The organism is Microbacterium sp. RU33B (assembly GCF_900155915.1).
In the GTDB taxonomy this organism is placed as follows: domain Bacteria; phylum Actinomycetota; class Actinomycetes; order Actinomycetales; family Microbacteriaceae; genus Microbacterium.
Genome location: NZ_FTPO01000004.1, coordinates 20,073 through 35,737, shown reverse-complemented (window position 1 = coordinate 35,737; position 15,665 = coordinate 20,073). Strand labels below are relative to the sequence as shown.

13 protein-coding genes and 1 tRNA gene are annotated in these 15,665 nt (G+C 72.0%); 7 read left to right on the top strand and 7 right to left on the bottom strand.

The genetic code is table 11. The annotated features are described in order from the left end of the window. The 3 genes from B0B14_RS15945 to B0B14_RS15935 form a co-directional block, all read right to left on the bottom strand. A complete protein-coding gene (locus B0B14_RS15945; RefSeq protein WP_076683768.1) occupies positions 1 to 936 on the bottom strand; it encodes an NAD-dependent epimerase/dehydratase family protein in 936 nt (311 codons plus the stop codon). Next, on the bottom strand, positions 933 to 2,270 hold the full coding sequence (locus tag B0B14_RS15940; RefSeq protein WP_076683767.1) for a Gfo/Idh/MocA family protein: 1,338 nt from the start codon (positions 2,268 to 2,270) through the stop codon (positions 933 to 935). The genes B0B14_RS15945 and B0B14_RS15940 overlap by 4 nt, the downstream gene beginning before the upstream one ends. Positions 2,271 to 2,458: 188 nt before the next feature. Next, on the bottom strand, positions 2,459 to 3,439 hold the full coding sequence (locus tag B0B14_RS15935; protein ID WP_076683765.1) for a LacI family DNA-binding transcriptional regulator: 981 nt from the start codon (positions 3,437 to 3,439) through the stop codon (positions 2,459 to 2,461). 257 nt (positions 3,440 to 3,696) lie between these two features. Between B0B14_RS15935 and B0B14_RS15930 the strand changes: the two genes are divergently transcribed. Beyond that, the gene (locus tag B0B14_RS15930) at positions 3,697 to 5,220 is read left to right on the top strand and encodes an arabinosylfuranosidase ArfA (RefSeq protein ID WP_256714428.1); all 1,524 of its coding nucleotides are present in this window, start codon (positions 3,697 to 3,699) and stop codon (positions 5,218 to 5,220) included. Between the two features lie 14 nt (positions 5,221 to 5,234). Then, on the top strand, positions 5,235 to 6,347 hold the full coding sequence (locus B0B14_RS15925) for a glycerate kinase (RefSeq protein ID WP_076683762.1): 1,113 nt from the start codon (positions 5,235 to 5,237) through the stop codon (positions 6,345 to 6,347). Positions 6,348 to 6,459: 112 nt separating this feature from the next. On the opposite strand, the gene pgm is transcribed toward B0B14_RS15925, so the two are convergent. Next, positions 6,460 to 8,103 carry a phosphoglucomutase (alpha-D-glucose-1,6-bisphosphate-dependent) gene (gene pgm / locus B0B14_RS15920; RefSeq protein ID WP_076683760.1) on the bottom strand — a complete coding sequence of 548 codons (1,644 nt, stop codon included), beginning with the start codon at positions 8,101 to 8,103 and terminating at the stop codon, positions 6,460 to 6,462. A 78-nt stretch (positions 8,104 to 8,181) separates the two neighbouring features. On the opposite strand from pgm, the gene pheA reads away from it, so the two are divergent. Both pheA and B0B14_RS15910 read left to right on the top strand, forming a co-directional pair. After that, positions 8,182 to 9,153: a prephenate dehydratase gene (pheA, locus tag B0B14_RS15915; RefSeq protein ID WP_372236651.1), complete on the top strand. Its 972-nt coding sequence runs from the start codon at positions 8,182 to 8,184 to the stop codon at positions 9,151 to 9,153. After that, positions 9,150 to 9,584 carry a pyridoxamine 5'-phosphate oxidase family protein gene (locus tag B0B14_RS15910; protein ID WP_076683756.1) on the top strand — a complete coding sequence of 145 codons (435 nt, stop codon included), beginning with the start codon at positions 9,150 to 9,152 and terminating at the stop codon, positions 9,582 to 9,584. The genes pheA and B0B14_RS15910 overlap by 4 nt, the downstream gene beginning before the upstream one ends. A gap of 18 nt (positions 9,585 to 9,602) precedes the next feature. Here the strand turns inward: B0B14_RS15910 and B0B14_RS15905 are convergent, their stop codons facing one another. The 3 genes from B0B14_RS15905 to B0B14_RS15895 form a co-directional block, all read right to left on the bottom strand. Continuing rightward, complete coding sequence (locus B0B14_RS15905; RefSeq protein WP_076683754.1) at positions 9,603 to 10,661, bottom strand: LLM class flavin-dependent oxidoreductase; 1,059 nt, start codon at positions 10,659 to 10,661, stop codon at positions 9,603 to 9,605. Positions 10,662 to 10,712: 51 nt separating this feature from the next. Next, positions 10,713 to 12,041, bottom strand: a complete 1,329-nt coding sequence (locus tag B0B14_RS15900; protein WP_076683752.1) for a cryptochrome/photolyase family protein — start codon at positions 12,039 to 12,041, stop codon at positions 10,713 to 10,715. A gap of 94 nt (positions 12,042 to 12,135) precedes the next feature. After that, on the bottom strand, positions 12,136 to 13,161 hold the full coding sequence (locus B0B14_RS15895) for a diacylglycerol/lipid kinase family protein (RefSeq protein ID WP_076683750.1): 1,026 nt from the start codon (positions 13,159 to 13,161) through the stop codon (positions 12,136 to 12,138). Between the two features lie 103 nt (positions 13,162 to 13,264). Between B0B14_RS15895 and serS the strand changes: the two genes are divergently transcribed. The 3 genes from serS (at position 13,265) to B0B14_RS15880 (ending at position 15,653) form a co-directional block, all read left to right on the top strand. Further along, entirely contained in the window at positions 13,265 to 14,545 is a 1,281-nt protein-coding gene (gene serS, locus B0B14_RS15890; protein WP_076683747.1) for a serine--tRNA ligase, read from the top strand. Then, positions 14,542 to 15,459, top strand: a complete 918-nt coding sequence (locus tag B0B14_RS15885; protein ID WP_083710675.1) for an HAD family hydrolase — start codon at positions 14,542 to 14,544, stop codon at positions 15,457 to 15,459. Before serS ends, B0B14_RS15885 begins: the two co-directional genes overlap by 4 nt. Before the next feature lie 109 nt (positions 15,460 to 15,568). Continuing rightward, positions 15,569 to 15,653: transfer RNA gene (locus B0B14_RS15880), tRNA-Ser, on the top strand. Positions 15,654 to 15,665: the final 12 nt, after the last annotated feature.

Below are 15,665 nucleotides of genomic sequence, written 5' to 3'. Positions count from 1 at the left end.
TCAGGATCGGGATGCCGGGAAGGCGAGGTCGGAGGCGGCGGGTTCGCCCAGCTCGGTGCGCCAGTCGTGCCGCGGTCGCCAGCCCAGCAGCCGCTCGGCCTTCGCGCTCGAGAAGGCGGGCGTCGTGCCGGTCAGCGCGGCGGCGACCTCCTCGGTGCCGGGGTGGAACTGCGGGACGAGTTCGGCCAGCGGGCGGCGCGCGAGCGCGTCGGCCGCCCCCACGAAGAACGTCTCGCCGCTGGGGATGTCGGGCAGCGCCGCGATGAGGGTGTCGGCGAAGTCCGCGACATCCCGCGCGTCCACGTAGTTGAAGATCGCCGGGGCCGACAGGGCGGGGTCGTCGAGCCGGTCGCGCACCGTGTGCCCCTGCTGCGTCGGCGCGCCGGCCCATTCCTCGGGGGCGATGACGTAGCAGGGGCGGAATGCGGCGAACCGCACGTCGTCGCCGGTCTGGCGCTGCAGCATCCCGATGGTCTGCTCGATGAGCAGCTTCGACAGGGCGTACGCGTTCCACGGCTGCGCGGGGCTCGTCTCGTCGAGCGGCAGGCGGTCGGGGACCCAGCCCCGGGGAGCCCCGTAGCCGATCACGGTCGGGCTGGAGGCGGCGACGATCCGGCCGATCCCGGCGGCGACGGCGCCCCCGAGCACCGAGATCGCGAGGCCCGCGTTCGTGCGCATGATGACGTCTTCGGGGGCGCTGAACGGCACCGCGATCGCCGCCAGGTGGATGAGCGCGTCGGCGCGGCTCGCCGCGAGGACGGATGCGGCGGCATCCGCATCCGTCAGGTCGACCGCGATCTGCTCGACCTCCGCGAGGTCCGGGGAGTCCGACACGGCGCGGTCCAGCGACACGATGTCGTGTCCGCGGGCGGCGAGGCCGGCGACGAGGGTGCGACCGACGCGTCCCGCGCCGCCGGTGACGACGATGCGGGTCATGCGTCGTCCCGAGCGAGCAGCGGGATGCCGAGGTCGGCCGTGCGCACCGGCAGGCCGGTCTCGAGCGAGCGGTTGCCGGCGATGCCGACGGCGATCGACCGGATGCCGTCGCGCCACGTCGCGGGGCGGCCGAGCGGATCCTCGCCCGGGCCGACGAAGACATCCGCAAGGAGGAGGGCGTCGCCGCCGCCGTGACCTCCGGCGCCCGCGTCGATGGGGATCTCGAGCGGCTCCTCCCAGTGGCGCTGCAGCAGGAGGCGCTCGCCCTCGGGACGCAGGGAGGCGGCGGTGCGCCCGTCGACCGCGCTCGGATCGAGCACCGGATGCAGGCCTTCGCCCTCCAGAACGGCGCCGCGCTCGACCACGTCGAGTTCGACCCGACCGAGCGTGCCGTTCACCGCGACGCGGTACCCCTCCCACGGGGCGTGGGCGTTGAGGGAGTAGCTCAGCGTCGCGCCGCCGGAGTAGTCCACGACGAGGGCGAGGTTGTCTTCGATCGTGATGCCGTCGCCGAACACGTCGAGGTCGCGCAGGTAGCCGTCATGCTGCTCTGCGTCGAGGTACAGCGCCGAGAGGGAGGGGTCGTGGCGCAGATCGAGCTCGAACGGGTCGTGATCGCCGTCGTGCGTCCCGCGGGCGGGGCGGTCGCCGAGGCCGCGCGCGGCGGCGTTGTCGGCGCCGTAGAACCGAAGCCCGCCCGACGCGAAGACGCGTCGAGGCGTCTGGCGGATCCACCAGTTCACGAGGTCGAAGTGGTGGCTTGACTTGTGGACGAGCAGTCCGCCGGAGTTCTTCTTCTCACGGTGCCAACGACGGAAGTAGTCCGCGCCGTGCGAGGTGTCGAGCATCCAGGAGAAGTCGATCGAGGTGACCTGCCCGATCAGGCCGTCCTGGATGATGTGACGTAGAGCACTGTTGCGCGGCGAGTAGCGGTAGTTGAAGGTCAGGACGACGTCGTGCCCGGTGCGCTCCACCGCGGCTTCGATGGCGGCGGCGCTCGGGGCGTCGATCGTGAGGGGCTTCTCGACGACGACATCGGCTCCGGCATCCAGCGACCGCACGATGAGCTCGGCGTGGAGGTCGTCGCGTGCGCAGATCACCACGCGGTCGACCCGCTCTGTGCGGATCATGTCCTCGAGCTGGTCCGGTTGCCACCTGCTCGGCGGGGCGAATCCCCGCTCGGCGATCGCATCGGCGTGGACCTGCGCCCGCGTCGGATTGGGCTCGCACATCGCGACGAGGGCGGCGCGGTCGGCGTGCGGGCCGGTGAGCGCGGAGACGTACATCTGCGCACGCGAGCCTGCTCCCACGAGCGCGTAGCGCGTGCGGCTCATCGTCGGGCCCTCCGCTCAGGAAACGTTTTCTGAGAGGGTAGCACGCGGCTCGGGTGAGAGGACGGCCGGGTTGAATCGGAGATATGTCCCCATTCGGATGCCTGGCTTCAGCGGGTCCGAGCGAGCCCTTTTCTCCGATCCAGGCGGGCCGGCGGAGGCGTGGTGGAGGCCCGGCGATGCGACCCGGCTCAGGGTGCGGCGGCGGTGCTTCCGCGAAGGATCGTCTGCGGTCGCAGCGCGACGAACGGCACGGACTCGGCCCCGGTGAGCAGTGCATGCATCGCCGCCCACGCCTGCGCACCGAGCTCGGCCGCGGGCACGGCGGCGGTGGTGAGCGGCGGGGAGGTGTACCGCGCGAACGGGATGTCGTCGAAGCCCGCGACGGAGATGTCGGCCGGCACGCGGATGCCGCGATCGGTCAGCGCCGACAGCAGACCCATGGCGACGAGGTCGTTGAAGGCGAGCACGGCGGTCGCCCCGCTGGCGCACACGGCATCGGCCGCCGCCGCACCGCTGTCGAAGTCGACGCCGGAGGGCAGCTCGGCGATCTCCAGATCGGGATGCGCGGCCCGCGCGTCGGCGAGAGCGGCGAGACGGGCCGCGTTCGACGCGCTCCGGGGCACGCCGGCGAGGTAGGCCACGCGCCGGTGCCCGAGGCCGTACAGGTGCTCGACGAGCTCCCCGAGCGCCGTCCGGTAGTCCGCCGCCACGACGGGTGCCGAGTCCTGGGCGGCGCGGTTGACCACCACGACCGGCGCGAGCTCGGGGAGGAGGACATCGAGGGATGCCTGGTCCAGGCGCGGCGCGCACAGGATGACGCCGTCGGTGCGGCGCCGGGTCGCGACGGCGAGCACGCGCTCCTCGTCGACCTGCTCGGCGGAGTCCGCGATGAGCACGTGGTACCCGTCGTCGGCGGCGGCGCGGCTCAGTCCGCGCAAAATCGCCTGGAACGTCGGGTTGCCGAGGTCGGGGATGACGACGGCGACGGTCTGTGTGCGGCCGAGCACGAGACTGCGGGCGAGCGGGTTCGCCGTGTAGCCGAGCTCCAGGGCCGCGGCGCGCACGCGCTCGGCGAGGACGGGATCCACGGTCGGGTTGCCGTTCATCACGCGCGACACCGTGGACAGCGACACCCCGGCGCGGGCGGCGACGTCGGTGATCTTCGCCATGTGTGCTGCCCCTGCCGTCGCTCGTCCGTCTCGGACATCCTAGGAGGAGGGCTCGGGAGCGGGGAGGCGGCGCGGATGCGGCACGCGGTATGGTCGCACACGACCCCTTCGGCGCGGAGCACTCCCTCGCGGCGGCCGGCTTCGCGCTCGTCGCAACGGATGCCCCGTCCGCCGTTCGTCCACACCATCGGCAGCGCGGCTCTCGTCGTCGCCGCCGTGCCCACGCGTCGCCGCCGTGCGCGCAGTCAGGATGCCTCGTGACGATCGATGCCACCGGATCGCTCGACCCCCGGCGGGAGATCGCCGACCTCGGTCGGCGACTGTTCGGCGGCTTCGTCGAGCACTTGGGCCGCCACATCTACGACGGCATCCACGAGCCCACCCACCCGTCAGCGGACGCCGACGGGTTCCGCACCGACGTGATCGACCTCGTGCGCGAGCTCGGGGTCAGCACGATCCGCTATCCGGGCGGCAACTTCGTCTCGGGCTACCGCTGGGAGGACGGCATCGGTCCACGCGACCAGCGCCCGCGGCGGCTCGACCTCGCGTGGCACGCGACCGAGACCAACCAGGTCGGCCTGCACGAGTTCCAGGACTGGCTCGACAAGGTCGGTTCGGAGCTGATGCTCGCCGTCAACCTCGGCACGCGCGACACTGCCGAAGCGCTCGACCTGCTCGAGTACGTGAACACGTCCGTCGACACGGCGCGGACGCGCGAACGCGCGGCGAACGGTCGCGCCCGGCCGTTCGGCGTCAGGATGTGGTGTCTGGGCAACGAGATGGACGGCCCGTGGCAGCTCGGGCACCGCGATGCCGACGACTACGGCAAGCTGGCCTCGCGCACCGCCAAGGGGATGCGCCAGCTCGATCCGTCGATCGAGCTCGTCGCGTGCGGATCCTCCGGTCGCACGATGCCCACGTTCGGCGCCTGGGAGCGCACCGTCCTCGAGCACACGTTCGACGACGTCGACTTCATCTCGTGCCACGCCTACTACCAGGAGACCGACGGCGACGCGCAGGAGTTCCTGGCATCCGGCGTCGACATGGCGCGCTTCATCGAGAGCGTCGTGGCCACGGCCGACCACGTCGCCGCGGTCCGCAAGATCGACAAGCGCATCATGGTCTCGTTCGACGAGTGGAACGTCTGGTACATGGACAGGTGGGCCGAGCAGTCGGTCTCGTACCGACCCGACGAGTGGCCGGTGGCGCCGCGCCAGCTCGAAGACCGGTACAACGTGCTGGATGCCGTCGTCGTCGGCGATCTGCTGATCACCCTGCTGCAGCACGCGGACCGCGTTCGCTCGGCCTCCCTCGCTCAGCTCGTGAACGTCATCGCGCCGATCATGACCGAGCCCGGCGGCCCGGCCTGGCGGCAGACGACGTTCTTCCCGTTCGCGCTGACCTCCCGCCTCGCCGCGGAGCGCGTCGTCGAGGTGCCGATCGCGGCGGGCACGTTCCCGAGCGAGCGGTTCGGCGACGTGGCGACCGTCAACGCCGTGGCCACGATCGACGACGACGGGGCGAGCCTCTTCGTGGTGAACAGGTCGACGACCGAATCCGCCTCCCTCCGCCTCGACCTCTCCGCTCTGGCTGCGGCCCTCGGGCACGAACCCGCGCTCGCGGAGACGCACCTCATCCACGACGAGGACAGGTACGCCGCCAACACCCTCGACGACCCCGAGAGGGTCGGCGCGGCCCCGATCGACGACGCCGGGGTCGCGGCATCCGTGCTCTCCTTCACGCTGCCCGTGGTGTCGTGGGCCGCCGTCCGCCTCACGTGAATCCGCGAGGCGCCATGTCGTCCGTCGTCTTCGCTCCCGACAGCTTGAAGGGCTCGATCTCCGCCGCCGACGCGGCGGCGGCGCTCGCTTCCGGCTGGGCGTCGGTGCGCCCGGACGACGATGTCGTGCTGCGTCCGATGGCGGACGGCGGGGAGGGGACGCTCGATGCGTTCGCCGCGGCCGTTCCGGGTTCGCAGCGAATGCCCGTGACGGTCACCGGACCGGACGATGCGTCGACGGATGCCGCGTGGCTGCTGCTCCCGCCGACACCCGACGCCCCCGCCGGCACCGCCGTGGTGGAGCTCGCCTCCACGTCGGGCATCGAGCTCCTCGGCGATCGGCGGCTGCCGTGGACCGCCCAGACGCGGGGCTTCGGCGAGGCCGTCGCGGCCGCGCTCGACCACGGCGTCTCGCGGCTCGTGCTCGGCATCGGATCGAGCGCCTCGACCGACGGGGGCGTCGGTCTTCTCACCGCGCTCGGTGCGCGGTTCGCCGATGCCGACGGCCGCCCGGTCGCGTCCGGCGCCGAAGGCCTGGCCGACATCGCCTCGATCGATCTCTCGCAGCTTCGTCCGGTGCCCGCCGGGGGAGCGCTCGTGCTGAGCGATGTCACCCACCCGCTCCTCGGACCCGGCGGCGCGGCCGCCGTCTTCGGCCCGCAGAAGGGTCTCGAGCCCGCCGACATCGCGGCGGTGGATGCTGGCCTCGCCCGGCTGGCGGCGCTGCTCGGGGGAGCGGACCCGTCGACGCCGGGCGCGGGTGCGGCAGGCGGAACCGGCTTCGCGCTGCTGGCGTGGGGTGCGCGACTCGTCCCCGGCTCGGCCGAGGTCGCCGAGCTGATCGGGCTGCCGCACGCGGTGGCCACGGCATCCGTCGTCGTCACGGGCGAGGGCTCGTTCGACGGGCAGTCCGCCGCAGGCAAGGCGCCGGCCCACGTCGCCGCACTCGCCGCGGCGACGGGCGTCCGGGTGGCGCTCGTCGCCGGGCGGATCGCGGCGGATGCCGACACCTCGGCGTTCGCGGCATCCGTCTCGCTCACCGATCTCGCAGGCTCCGCGGAGTCCGCGCTCGCCGATCCCGCCCGCTGGCTGCGCGCAGCGGGCGAGCACCTCGCCCGCTCCCTATAGGGCCGCGCCGCCGTCGACGATGGAGGAGACACGCCGGCGTAGGCCGGCGTGCGGCCAGTCGGACGCCGAAACTCCTACGGTTCTCGACGCCGCCGCCCGCCGGAGGACGGGGTCACGCGCCCCCGAGCGCCTCCGACACGACCGCGCGCGCCTCCTCCTGCACTTCGCGCAGGTGCTCCTCGCCGCGCAGCGACTCGCCGTAGAGCTTGTAGACGTCTTCCGTGCCCGAGGGGCGCGCGGCGAACCACGCGTGCTCGGTCTGCACCTTGAGCCCGCCGATCGCCGCGCCGTTGCCGGGTGCGTGCGAGAGCTTGCCGGTGATGGGCTCTCCGGCGAGCTCGGTGGCGGTCACGGCATCCGGCGACAGCTTGCCCAGCGCGGCCTTCTGCGCCGGCGTGGCCGGAGCGTCGACGCGCTGGTAGGCCGATGAGCCGTACTCGGCCTCGAGCTCGGCATAGCGCTGCGACGGCGTCTTGCCCGTGACGGCGAGGATCTCGGCGGCGAGCAGGCACAGCAGGATGCCGTCCTTGTCGGTGGTCCACACCGAGCCGTCGAAGCGCAGGAACGACGCGCCGGCCGACTCCTCGCCGCCGAAGGCGATCGACCCGTCGAGCAGCCCCGGCACGAACCACTTGAAGCCGACCGGCACTTCGTAGAGGCGTCGGCCGAGCGCCGCCGTGACCTTGTCGATGATCATCGACGACACGAGCGTCTTGCCGACGGCGGCATCGGCGGGCCAGTCCGGGCGGTGCGAGTACAGGTAGTCGATCGCGACGGCGAGGTAGTGGTTCGGGTTCATGAGGCCCGCATCGGGCGTCACGATGCCGTGCCGGTCGGCGTCGGCGTCGTTGCCCGTGAGCAGGTCGTAGTCGTGGCGGCGCGCGACGAGCGACGCCATCGCGGAGGGCGACGACGGATCCATCCGGATCTTCTCGTCCCAGTCGAGCGTCATGAACTTCCACGTCGGGTCGACGTCCGGGTTGACGACGGTCAGCTGCAGGCCGTACCGCTCGGCGATGAGGGCCCAGTACTCCACGGATGCCCCGCCCAGCGGGTCGGCGCCGATGCGCACGCCCGCCTTCGCGATCGCCTCGACGTCGATGATGTTCGCGAGGTCGGCGACATAGTGCTCGCGGAAGTCGTACTCGCCCACCGTGTCGCCGTCGAGGTCGGCGAAGCGCACGCGCGAGACGCCCTCGAGCCCCGCGGCGATGAGGGCATTGGCGCGGTCGGCGATCCACCCGGTGGCGTCGGTGTCGGCGGGCCCGCCGTTCGGCGGGTTGTACTTGAAGCCGCCGTCGCGCGGCGGGTTGTGGCTGGGCGTCACGACGATGCCGTCCGCGCGGCCCGGGTCATCGAGCGCCCGACCCTTGTTGTACGCGAGGATCGCGTGGCTCAGCGCCGGTGTGGGCACCCAGGAGTCCCGCGCGTCGATGCGCACATCGATGCCGTTCGCGACCAGCACCTCGATGGCGCTGCGCTCCGCGGGCAGCGACAAGCCGTGCGTGTCGCGACCGAGGAAGAGGGGCCCTGCGATGCCCTCTGCGGCGCGGTAGTCCACGATCGCCTGCGTCGTGGCGAGGATGTGGTCCTCGTTGAAGCTCGTCGACAGCGACGATCCGCGATGGCCGCTCGTGCCGAACGCGACCCGCTGCTCGGGCGCGCCCGCGTCGGGCTTTCGGTCGTAGTAGGCGGCGATGAGGTCATCGACGTCGATCAGGTCGGATGCTTCGGCGGGCTGTCCTGCGCGGCTCATGCGTTCAGTCTGCCCCGTCCGGGCATCCGGCGCACGCGTCCCGTCACGATCGGCGGGCGCCGGAAGCCGAGGGCTAGGCTGATCCGCGTGATCCCCGAGCCCGAGGCCCCCGTCCGCCGCACCTACAGCTACCTGGGCCCGGCCGGAACCTTCACCGAAGCGGCGCTCGCGCAGGTGCCCGAGGCCCGCGGCCACGACTGGCGGCCGGTGCGCAACGTCGCCGAGGCGCTCGCGGACGTCGTCGAGGGCCGATCGGATGCCGCGATGATCGCGATCGAGAACTCCGTCGACGGCGGGGTGTCGACCGCGCAGGACGCCCTCGCGACGGTGCCCGGCCTGCGGATCGTGGGGGAGTACCTCGTTCCGGTGCGCTTCGTGCTCGTCGGCCGACCGGGGGCGACGCTCGCCGACGTCTCGCTCGTGGCCGCGCACCCCGTCGCCTACGCGCAGTGCCTGCAGTGGCTCTCCCGTCACATCCCCGCGCACGCGCACGTCCCCGCCGCGAGCAACGTCGCCAGCGCCGTGGGCCTGCTCGACGGCACGAGCGACGCCGACGCCGCGATCTCGCCGCCCGGCATCCTCGAGCACCACGATGTCGAGCTCTTGGCGGAGGACATCGGCGACAACGACAACGCCGTGACGCGCTTCGTGCTCGTGAGCCGCACGGTCGCGTCGCCCCCTCCGACCGGGGCCGACAAGACGTCGCTCATCGTCGAGCTCCCCGACGACCACCCGGGTGGCCTCCTCGAGATGCTCGAGCAGTTCGCCACCCGCGGCATCAACCTGTCGCTGCTCGCCTCCCGCCCCATCGGCGACGCCCTCGGTCGCTACCGCTTCGTGATCGACGCCGACGGCCACGTGCACGACGAGCGCATGGCCGACGCGCTGATGGGGCTGCGCCGCTACAGCCCCAAGGTGGTGTTCCTCGGCTCGTATCCGCGCGCCGACCGCGCTGTCGTCCGGTATCCGGAGCGGTACTCCGACGACGTGTTCGTGGAGGCGCGCGATTGGCTGCGCGCGCTCATCTCGGGCGAGCCGGAGGAGTCGTGACGTTCCGCCTCGACGCGTCCGACCCGCGGCACGCGCGCGCCCTCGAGCTCCTCGCCGATCGCGAGATCGGATGGCTCGGCACGAACGGGCGCGACGGCTACCCGCACGCCGTCCCGGTGTGGTTCGTGTGGCACGACGAGGCCGTCATCACGTTCAGTCAGCCCCACGCCGCCAAGGCGCGCAATCTCCGCGCCGACCGGCGCGCCATGCTCCAGCTCGAGACGAGCGCCGACGGCGAGGAGTGGCTCGTGCTGCAGGGCGACGCCGAGCTCCTCTCCGAGCCGACGGCGGTGTGGATGGAGCGGGTGCGCGAGCAGTACCTCGCGAAGTACACGGCGGGGCTCGACGCGCTCGGCTGGTCGCTGCAGCGTCTCGTCGACGACTTCTCCCTCGTGATCGCGCTCCGCCCGCACAGGCTCATCGGCCTGTAGCCCGACGGAACGCGCGGATCAGGCGGCGAGAGCGGCTGTGACGAGCTCGAGCGTCTGCACGCGGCCGGGAGAGGCATCCATCGGCTCGGCGTCGTAGGCGCCCGCGACCGGCGAGATCATGACCTCCTCGACGCCCCAGCGCGCCGCGAACGCGCGCAGCTCGGATGCGACCGACGCGCCGGTGCCCACGAACCACTTCGCGCGACTGCCGGCCATGATCTGCTCGCCGAGCGAGTCGAAATCGGATGCCGCGGCCCGCGCCTGCTCGACGGTCTCGAGCGCGGTCAGTGGGCGGTTCTGCCGCAGCCGGGCCATCATCCGCAGCTGCGGGATCGCGCGCTCCTCCGCCTCCTCCTGCGTGGGGGCGGCGATGGCGTTGGCGGTGAGGAACGTGACGGGCACGGGATGCGTCTCGCTCGGCTGGAACTGCGCGCGGTAGAGGTCGAGCGCGCGCTCCAGGCCCTCGCCGGAGAAGTGGTTCGCGAAGACGTACGGAAGTCCGTGTGCGGCCGCGAGCTGGGCGGAGTAGTCGCTCGAACCGAGCAGCCAGACCTCGGGCTGGGTCGTCGCCGCCGGGGTCGCGTGCACGTCGTACGTGCCGCCCGACGCGAAGCGCAGCGTCGCTCCCTCGGGCGAGGCGAGCGCGCGGATGTCGCGCACGTGGTCGGGGAAGCGGTCGACGTCGCTCGTGGTTCCCGACATCCGCAGCAGCTGCGTGATGACGGGGTCGCTGCCGGGCGCGCGCCCGATGCCCAGGTCGATGCGTCCGGGCGCGATCGCCTCCAGCGCCGCGAACTGCTCGGCGACGACGAGGGGCGAGTGGTTGGGGAGCATGACGCCGCCCGATCCGACCCGGATTCGCGTGGTGCGGCCCGCGGCCGCGGCGATCAGGATCGGCGGGGTGGTGGAGGCCACGGCCGGCATGTTGTGGTGCTCGGCGAACCAGTACCGGCGCAGGCCCAGCTCATCCGCCCGCTGCGCGAGGCTCAGCGACGCGCCGACCGCCTGGCTGCTGGTCTGGCCGGCGCGGACGGGGACGAGATCGAGGACGGAGAGGGCGGGGGCTGCGGAAGTCATCCCCGAAGGCAACGCCCGGCCGGTCGGAGGCATTCCGTCCGGCATCCGTCGTCAGGAGCGCTTCACCACCTCGTACGCCGCGAGGGCCTCCTTGCGGGTCTGCCCGATGTCGACGATCGGATCGAGCGCGGCGCTTCCCGGCGCCCACTCGCGCACGTACGCTCCGTGCCTGTCGAACTTCTCCTGCTGCAGGATCGGGTTGAACACCCGGAAGTAGGGCGCGGCGTCGGCGCCCGAGCCCGCGACCCACTGCCAGTTGAACGGGTTGTTCGCGCCGTCGGCGTCGACGAGCGTGTCCCAGAACCACTCCTCGCCGTGCCGCCAGTCGATGAGCAGGTTCTTCACGAGGAAGGATGCCGTCACCATGCGCACGCGGTTGTGCATCCATCCGGTGTGCCAGAGCTGTTTCATGCCGGCGTCGACGAGCGGGATCCCGGTCTCCCCGTGCTGCCACGCCTCGAGCTGCGAGGGCTTCAGGCGCGGCCACGGGAAGGCGTCGAACTCGGGACGGAGGTTCTTCGTCGCAAGATCGGGGGAGTGGAAGAGCGTGTGCCACGCGAACTCTCGCCAGCCCAGCTCCGAGAGGAACCGGTCGGCTCCGGCATCCACGGCGGCGTGCCACACCGCGTGCGGACTGATCTCGCCCCACCGCAGCCGCGGGGAGAGCATCGACGTCGCACCCGCCGACGGCTCGTCGCGCGCCTTCGCGTAGGTCTTCAGATCCTCCTCGAGGAACTCCCGCAGCCGTGCGCGGGCGGCCCGCTCGCCGGGCTCCCACGTCTCGCGGAGCCCGCCCGCCCAATCGGGCCTCGTGGGCAGCAGCGACCACGCGTCGAGGTCGTCGGAGGCCACGCGGTCGCTCGGGCCGGGGATCTCCCGCGGCTCGGGCAGGGGCGCGCGGGGTGCGGGCAGGCCCAGACACGCCTTCCAGAACGGCGTGAACACCTTGAAGTGCGTGCCCGATCCCGTGCGCACCGTCCACGGCTCGAACAGGAGCGACGCGCCGAACGAGGCGACCTCGAGCCCGTCGTCGCGCAGGCGAGCCTTGAGGCCGGTGTCGATGTCGCGTTCGGCCTGGCCGTAGCGGCGGTTCCAGAAGACGGCGGATGCCCCGGCATCCTGCACCGCGCGGGGAACCATCTTGTCGGCCGGTCCGCGGAGGAGGACGAGCTGCGAACCGCGCTCCTCCAGGCGCTCGCCGAGCTCGGCGAGGCTTCCGTGCAGCCACCACTTCGCCGCACCGCCGAGGGGCCGGATGCCGGGGGATTCCTCGTCGAGCACGTAGAGGCCGACGACCGGCTCATCGCGATCGAGGGCCGCGCGCAGAGCAGGATTGTCCGCCAGGCGCAGATCGTCGCGGAACCACACGATCGAAGTCATGCTCCGACGCTAGCCGTGCGGGAGGAGGCCGAGGTCCGTCTTGACGGGTTCCGCGCGAGGGTCTACGCCCCCGGTGGGCACGGGTCCGCGGCGCTCAGAGGCTCGTGGTGGCGTGCCCCGGGGGCACGGCGATCACCAGGGCGCCCGGGTCGACGCGAGCCGCGACCTGCACCGCCTCGCCGAACTCGTCTCCGTCGAGCTGGACGAACCGCGCCTCGGAGGCGCCGATCTCGATGCCGGTGCCCACGAAGTACCGCACCGCGTTGTCCTTCGTGCGCAGCGACAGCACGCGTCGACCGGCGCGGAACCGGCGCAGCACGCTGTTGTCCCACGCCACGCGCCGCCACACGAAGAGCCAGCCGAACGCGCCCTTGGGCTGGAACACGACCACGTCGAGCGCGCCGTCGGCGACGGATGCCTCGGGGATGAGCTCGAGGCCCGCCGGGAGCGATCCGCAGTTGGCGAACAGCACGCTCTGCACCTTCGCCGAGTGCAGCTTGTGCCCGGCCACCTGGTACATGACGCGGAACGGCTTGGCGCTCGGCAGCGAGCGGGCGGCGCCGTCGATGTACGCGACCCAGCCGACCGACTTCTTCAGCTGCGGATTGGTGTTCGCGATCATCGCGGCATCCAGGCCGATCCCGCCCATCACGACGAACGCATGCTCCTCGCGCGACCCGTCGGGTCGGCGGAGCGTGACCCACCCGATGTCGATCGGCACGCGGTCACCGCCGAAGGCCGCCGAGATCATGGCGTCGCGGTGATCGAGCGGGAGCTTGAGGTTGCGGGCGAGCAGGTTGCCGGTGCCGCTCGGCACGATCGCCAGAGGGACGCCGCTTCCCGACATCCCCTCCGACACGGCACGCACCGTGCCGTCGCCGCCCGCCACCAGCACGGCCGCGGCGCCGTCGGCGAGGGCCTGGCGGGTCACGCCGTCGCCGAGGTCCTCGATCCTCGTCTCGTAGAAGAGGGGCTCTCCCCACCCCGCGGCCTCGGAGTGCGCGACGACCGCGGCGCGGAGCGACGCGGCATCCACCTTCGTGGGGTTGTACACGAGCGCGGCCCGGCGCGACCCGTCGACGGAGCCCGTTTCGCCGTCGGGTCCGGGAGCGGGTGCCATGGCTCCACCCTAGAGTTCTTCGGGCCCGGCGATGCAGTGCGCGGTGCAGCGGGGGGAGCGGCTCGCGGATGCCTCCCTCCCGCCGTCGTGCGAGGATTGACGCGTGATCGATCCCGTCCTCCTCCGCGAGAATCCCGAGCTGGTCAAGCGCTCGCAGATCAAGCGCGGCGAGTCGCCCGACACGGTCGACGACGCCGTCGAGGCCGACCGTGCACGCCGAGCGGCGATCACGGCGTTCGAAGAGCTCCGCGCGGCCCAGAACGCGCACGGCAAGAAGGTCGCGCAGGCTCCGAAAGACGAGAAGGCCGCCCTGGTCGCCGAGGCGAAGGAGCTCAGCGAGCGGGTGAAGCTCGCCCAGCACGCCGTCGCCGCCGCGGAGGAGGCATCCGATGCCGCCCTGTCGCGCATCGAGAACATCGTGATCGACGACGTGCCCGCCGGCGGCGAGGAGAACTTCGTCACCCTCCGCACGCACGGAGAGCCCCCCGTGTTCGACTTCGAGGTCCGCGACCACCTCGCCCTCGGCGAGCTGCTCGGGGCCATCGACATGGAGCGCGGCACGAAGGTGTCGGGCAGCCGCTTCTACTTCCTCACCGGCGTCGGCGCGCGCCTCGAGTTCGCGCTGATGTCGCTCGCCCTCCAACGCGCACTCGACGCCGGGTTCATCCCCATGATCCCGCCGACGCTCGTGCGAGCCGAGGTCATGCGCGGCACGGGATTCCTCGGCCAGCACGCCGACGAGGTCTACCGGCTCGAGGAGGACGACCTCTACCTCGTGGGGACGAGCGAAGTGCCGCTCGCCGGCTACCACATGGGCGAGATCCTCGATCTCGCGAAGGGCGCGAAGCGCTACGCCGGATGGTCGACGTGCTACCGCCGCGAGGCCGGGTCGTACGGCAAGGACACCCGCGGCATCATCCGCGTGCACCAGTTCAACAAGCTCGAGATGTTCGTCTACACGACCCCCGAAGACGCCGAGGCCGAGCACCTGCGCCTGGTCGCGCTGCAGGAGGCCATGCTGCACGATCTCGGTCTGAGCTACCGCGTGATCGACGTCGCGGCGGGCGACCTCGGCTCCAGCGCCGCGCGCAAGTACGACATCGAGGCCTGGGTCCCCACGCAGGACGCCTTCCGCGAGCTCACCTCCACCTCGAACTGCACGACCTACCAGGCGCGGCGGCTCGACATCCGCCACCGGCCCGAGGTCGAGGGCGGCGGCGTCGGAAAGACCCAGACGGTCGCGACCCTCAACGGCACCCTCGCGACCACGCGCTGGATCGTGGCGATCCTCGAGACGCACCAGCGCGCCGACGGCTCCGTCGTCGTCCCCGAGGTGCTGCGACCGTACCTCGGCGGGCTCGAGGTCATGGAGCCGATCGAGTGAGCAGCTCGCACCTTCCTCCGACGGGCTCGATCAAGGTCGTGAAGCCCACGAAGGCCGCGAAGCTCGTCGAGCACATCGCCGACGACACCGAGAACCCGGATGTCGCGACCGAGCGACTGCTCATCGCACTCGACATCGACGGCACGATCATCCTCGAAGACGAGTCGATGAGCCCCGGTGTGATCGAGGCCATCGAGCACGCGCACCGCGCGGGCCACGAGGTCATGCTCGCGACCGGACGGTCGTGGGAGGGCACGCGCGGCATCATGCGCGTGCTCGAGATCGCCCCGGAGTACGTCGTGTGCTCCAACGGCGCCGTCATCCTCAAGCGGCGCGGGGGAGACCTCGCCGAGGAGCTGCAGTACGAGCGCTTCCACGTCGAGACGTTCGACCCGACCGACGTGCTCACGGTGCTGCGCGAGAACCTCCCGCAGGCCCGGTACATGGTGGAGCTCGCCGACGGGCGCCGCCTGTACACGGAGGAGATGCACGACTGGAACCTCGCGAACGCGCGGCGCGTGCCGTTCGCCGAGCTGTCCGCGCAGCCGGTGTGCCGCGTCGTGGCCGTGTCTCCCGACGAATCGCAGGAGGAGTTCGGGCACATCGTGGCCGGGATGGGCCTCACGCAGGTGTCGTACGCGATCGGGTGGAGCGCCTGGCTCGACATCGCGCCGGAGGGCGTCGACAAGTCGACCGCGCTCGACCGGGTGCGGGGATGGCTGGACATCGACCCGGCGCACGTGCTCGTGATCGGCGACGGGCGCAACGACGTGGGCATGTTCCAGTGGGCGCTGCGCAACGGCGGTCGCGCGGTCGCGATGGCGCAGGGTCCGCAGGAGGTGCGGGATGCCGCGGGCGAGCTCACATCCTCAGTCAGCGACGGCGGCGTCGCCGCGGTGCTCCGCGGGCTCTAGCACGGCCCTCGCTCAGCGCCTCCACAGGCGTGCGTGCGACGATGAGAGGCAGTGCCGTCGACTAGACTCGACGCCTGTTCGACTGTTGTCGCGAGAGCGGCCGGAGTCGGGAGGGTTGTCCGAGCGGCCGATGGACCTGGTCTTGAAAACCAGTGGGCAGAGATGTCCCGTGGGTTCGAATCCCACACCCTCCGCAAACGGTCCCG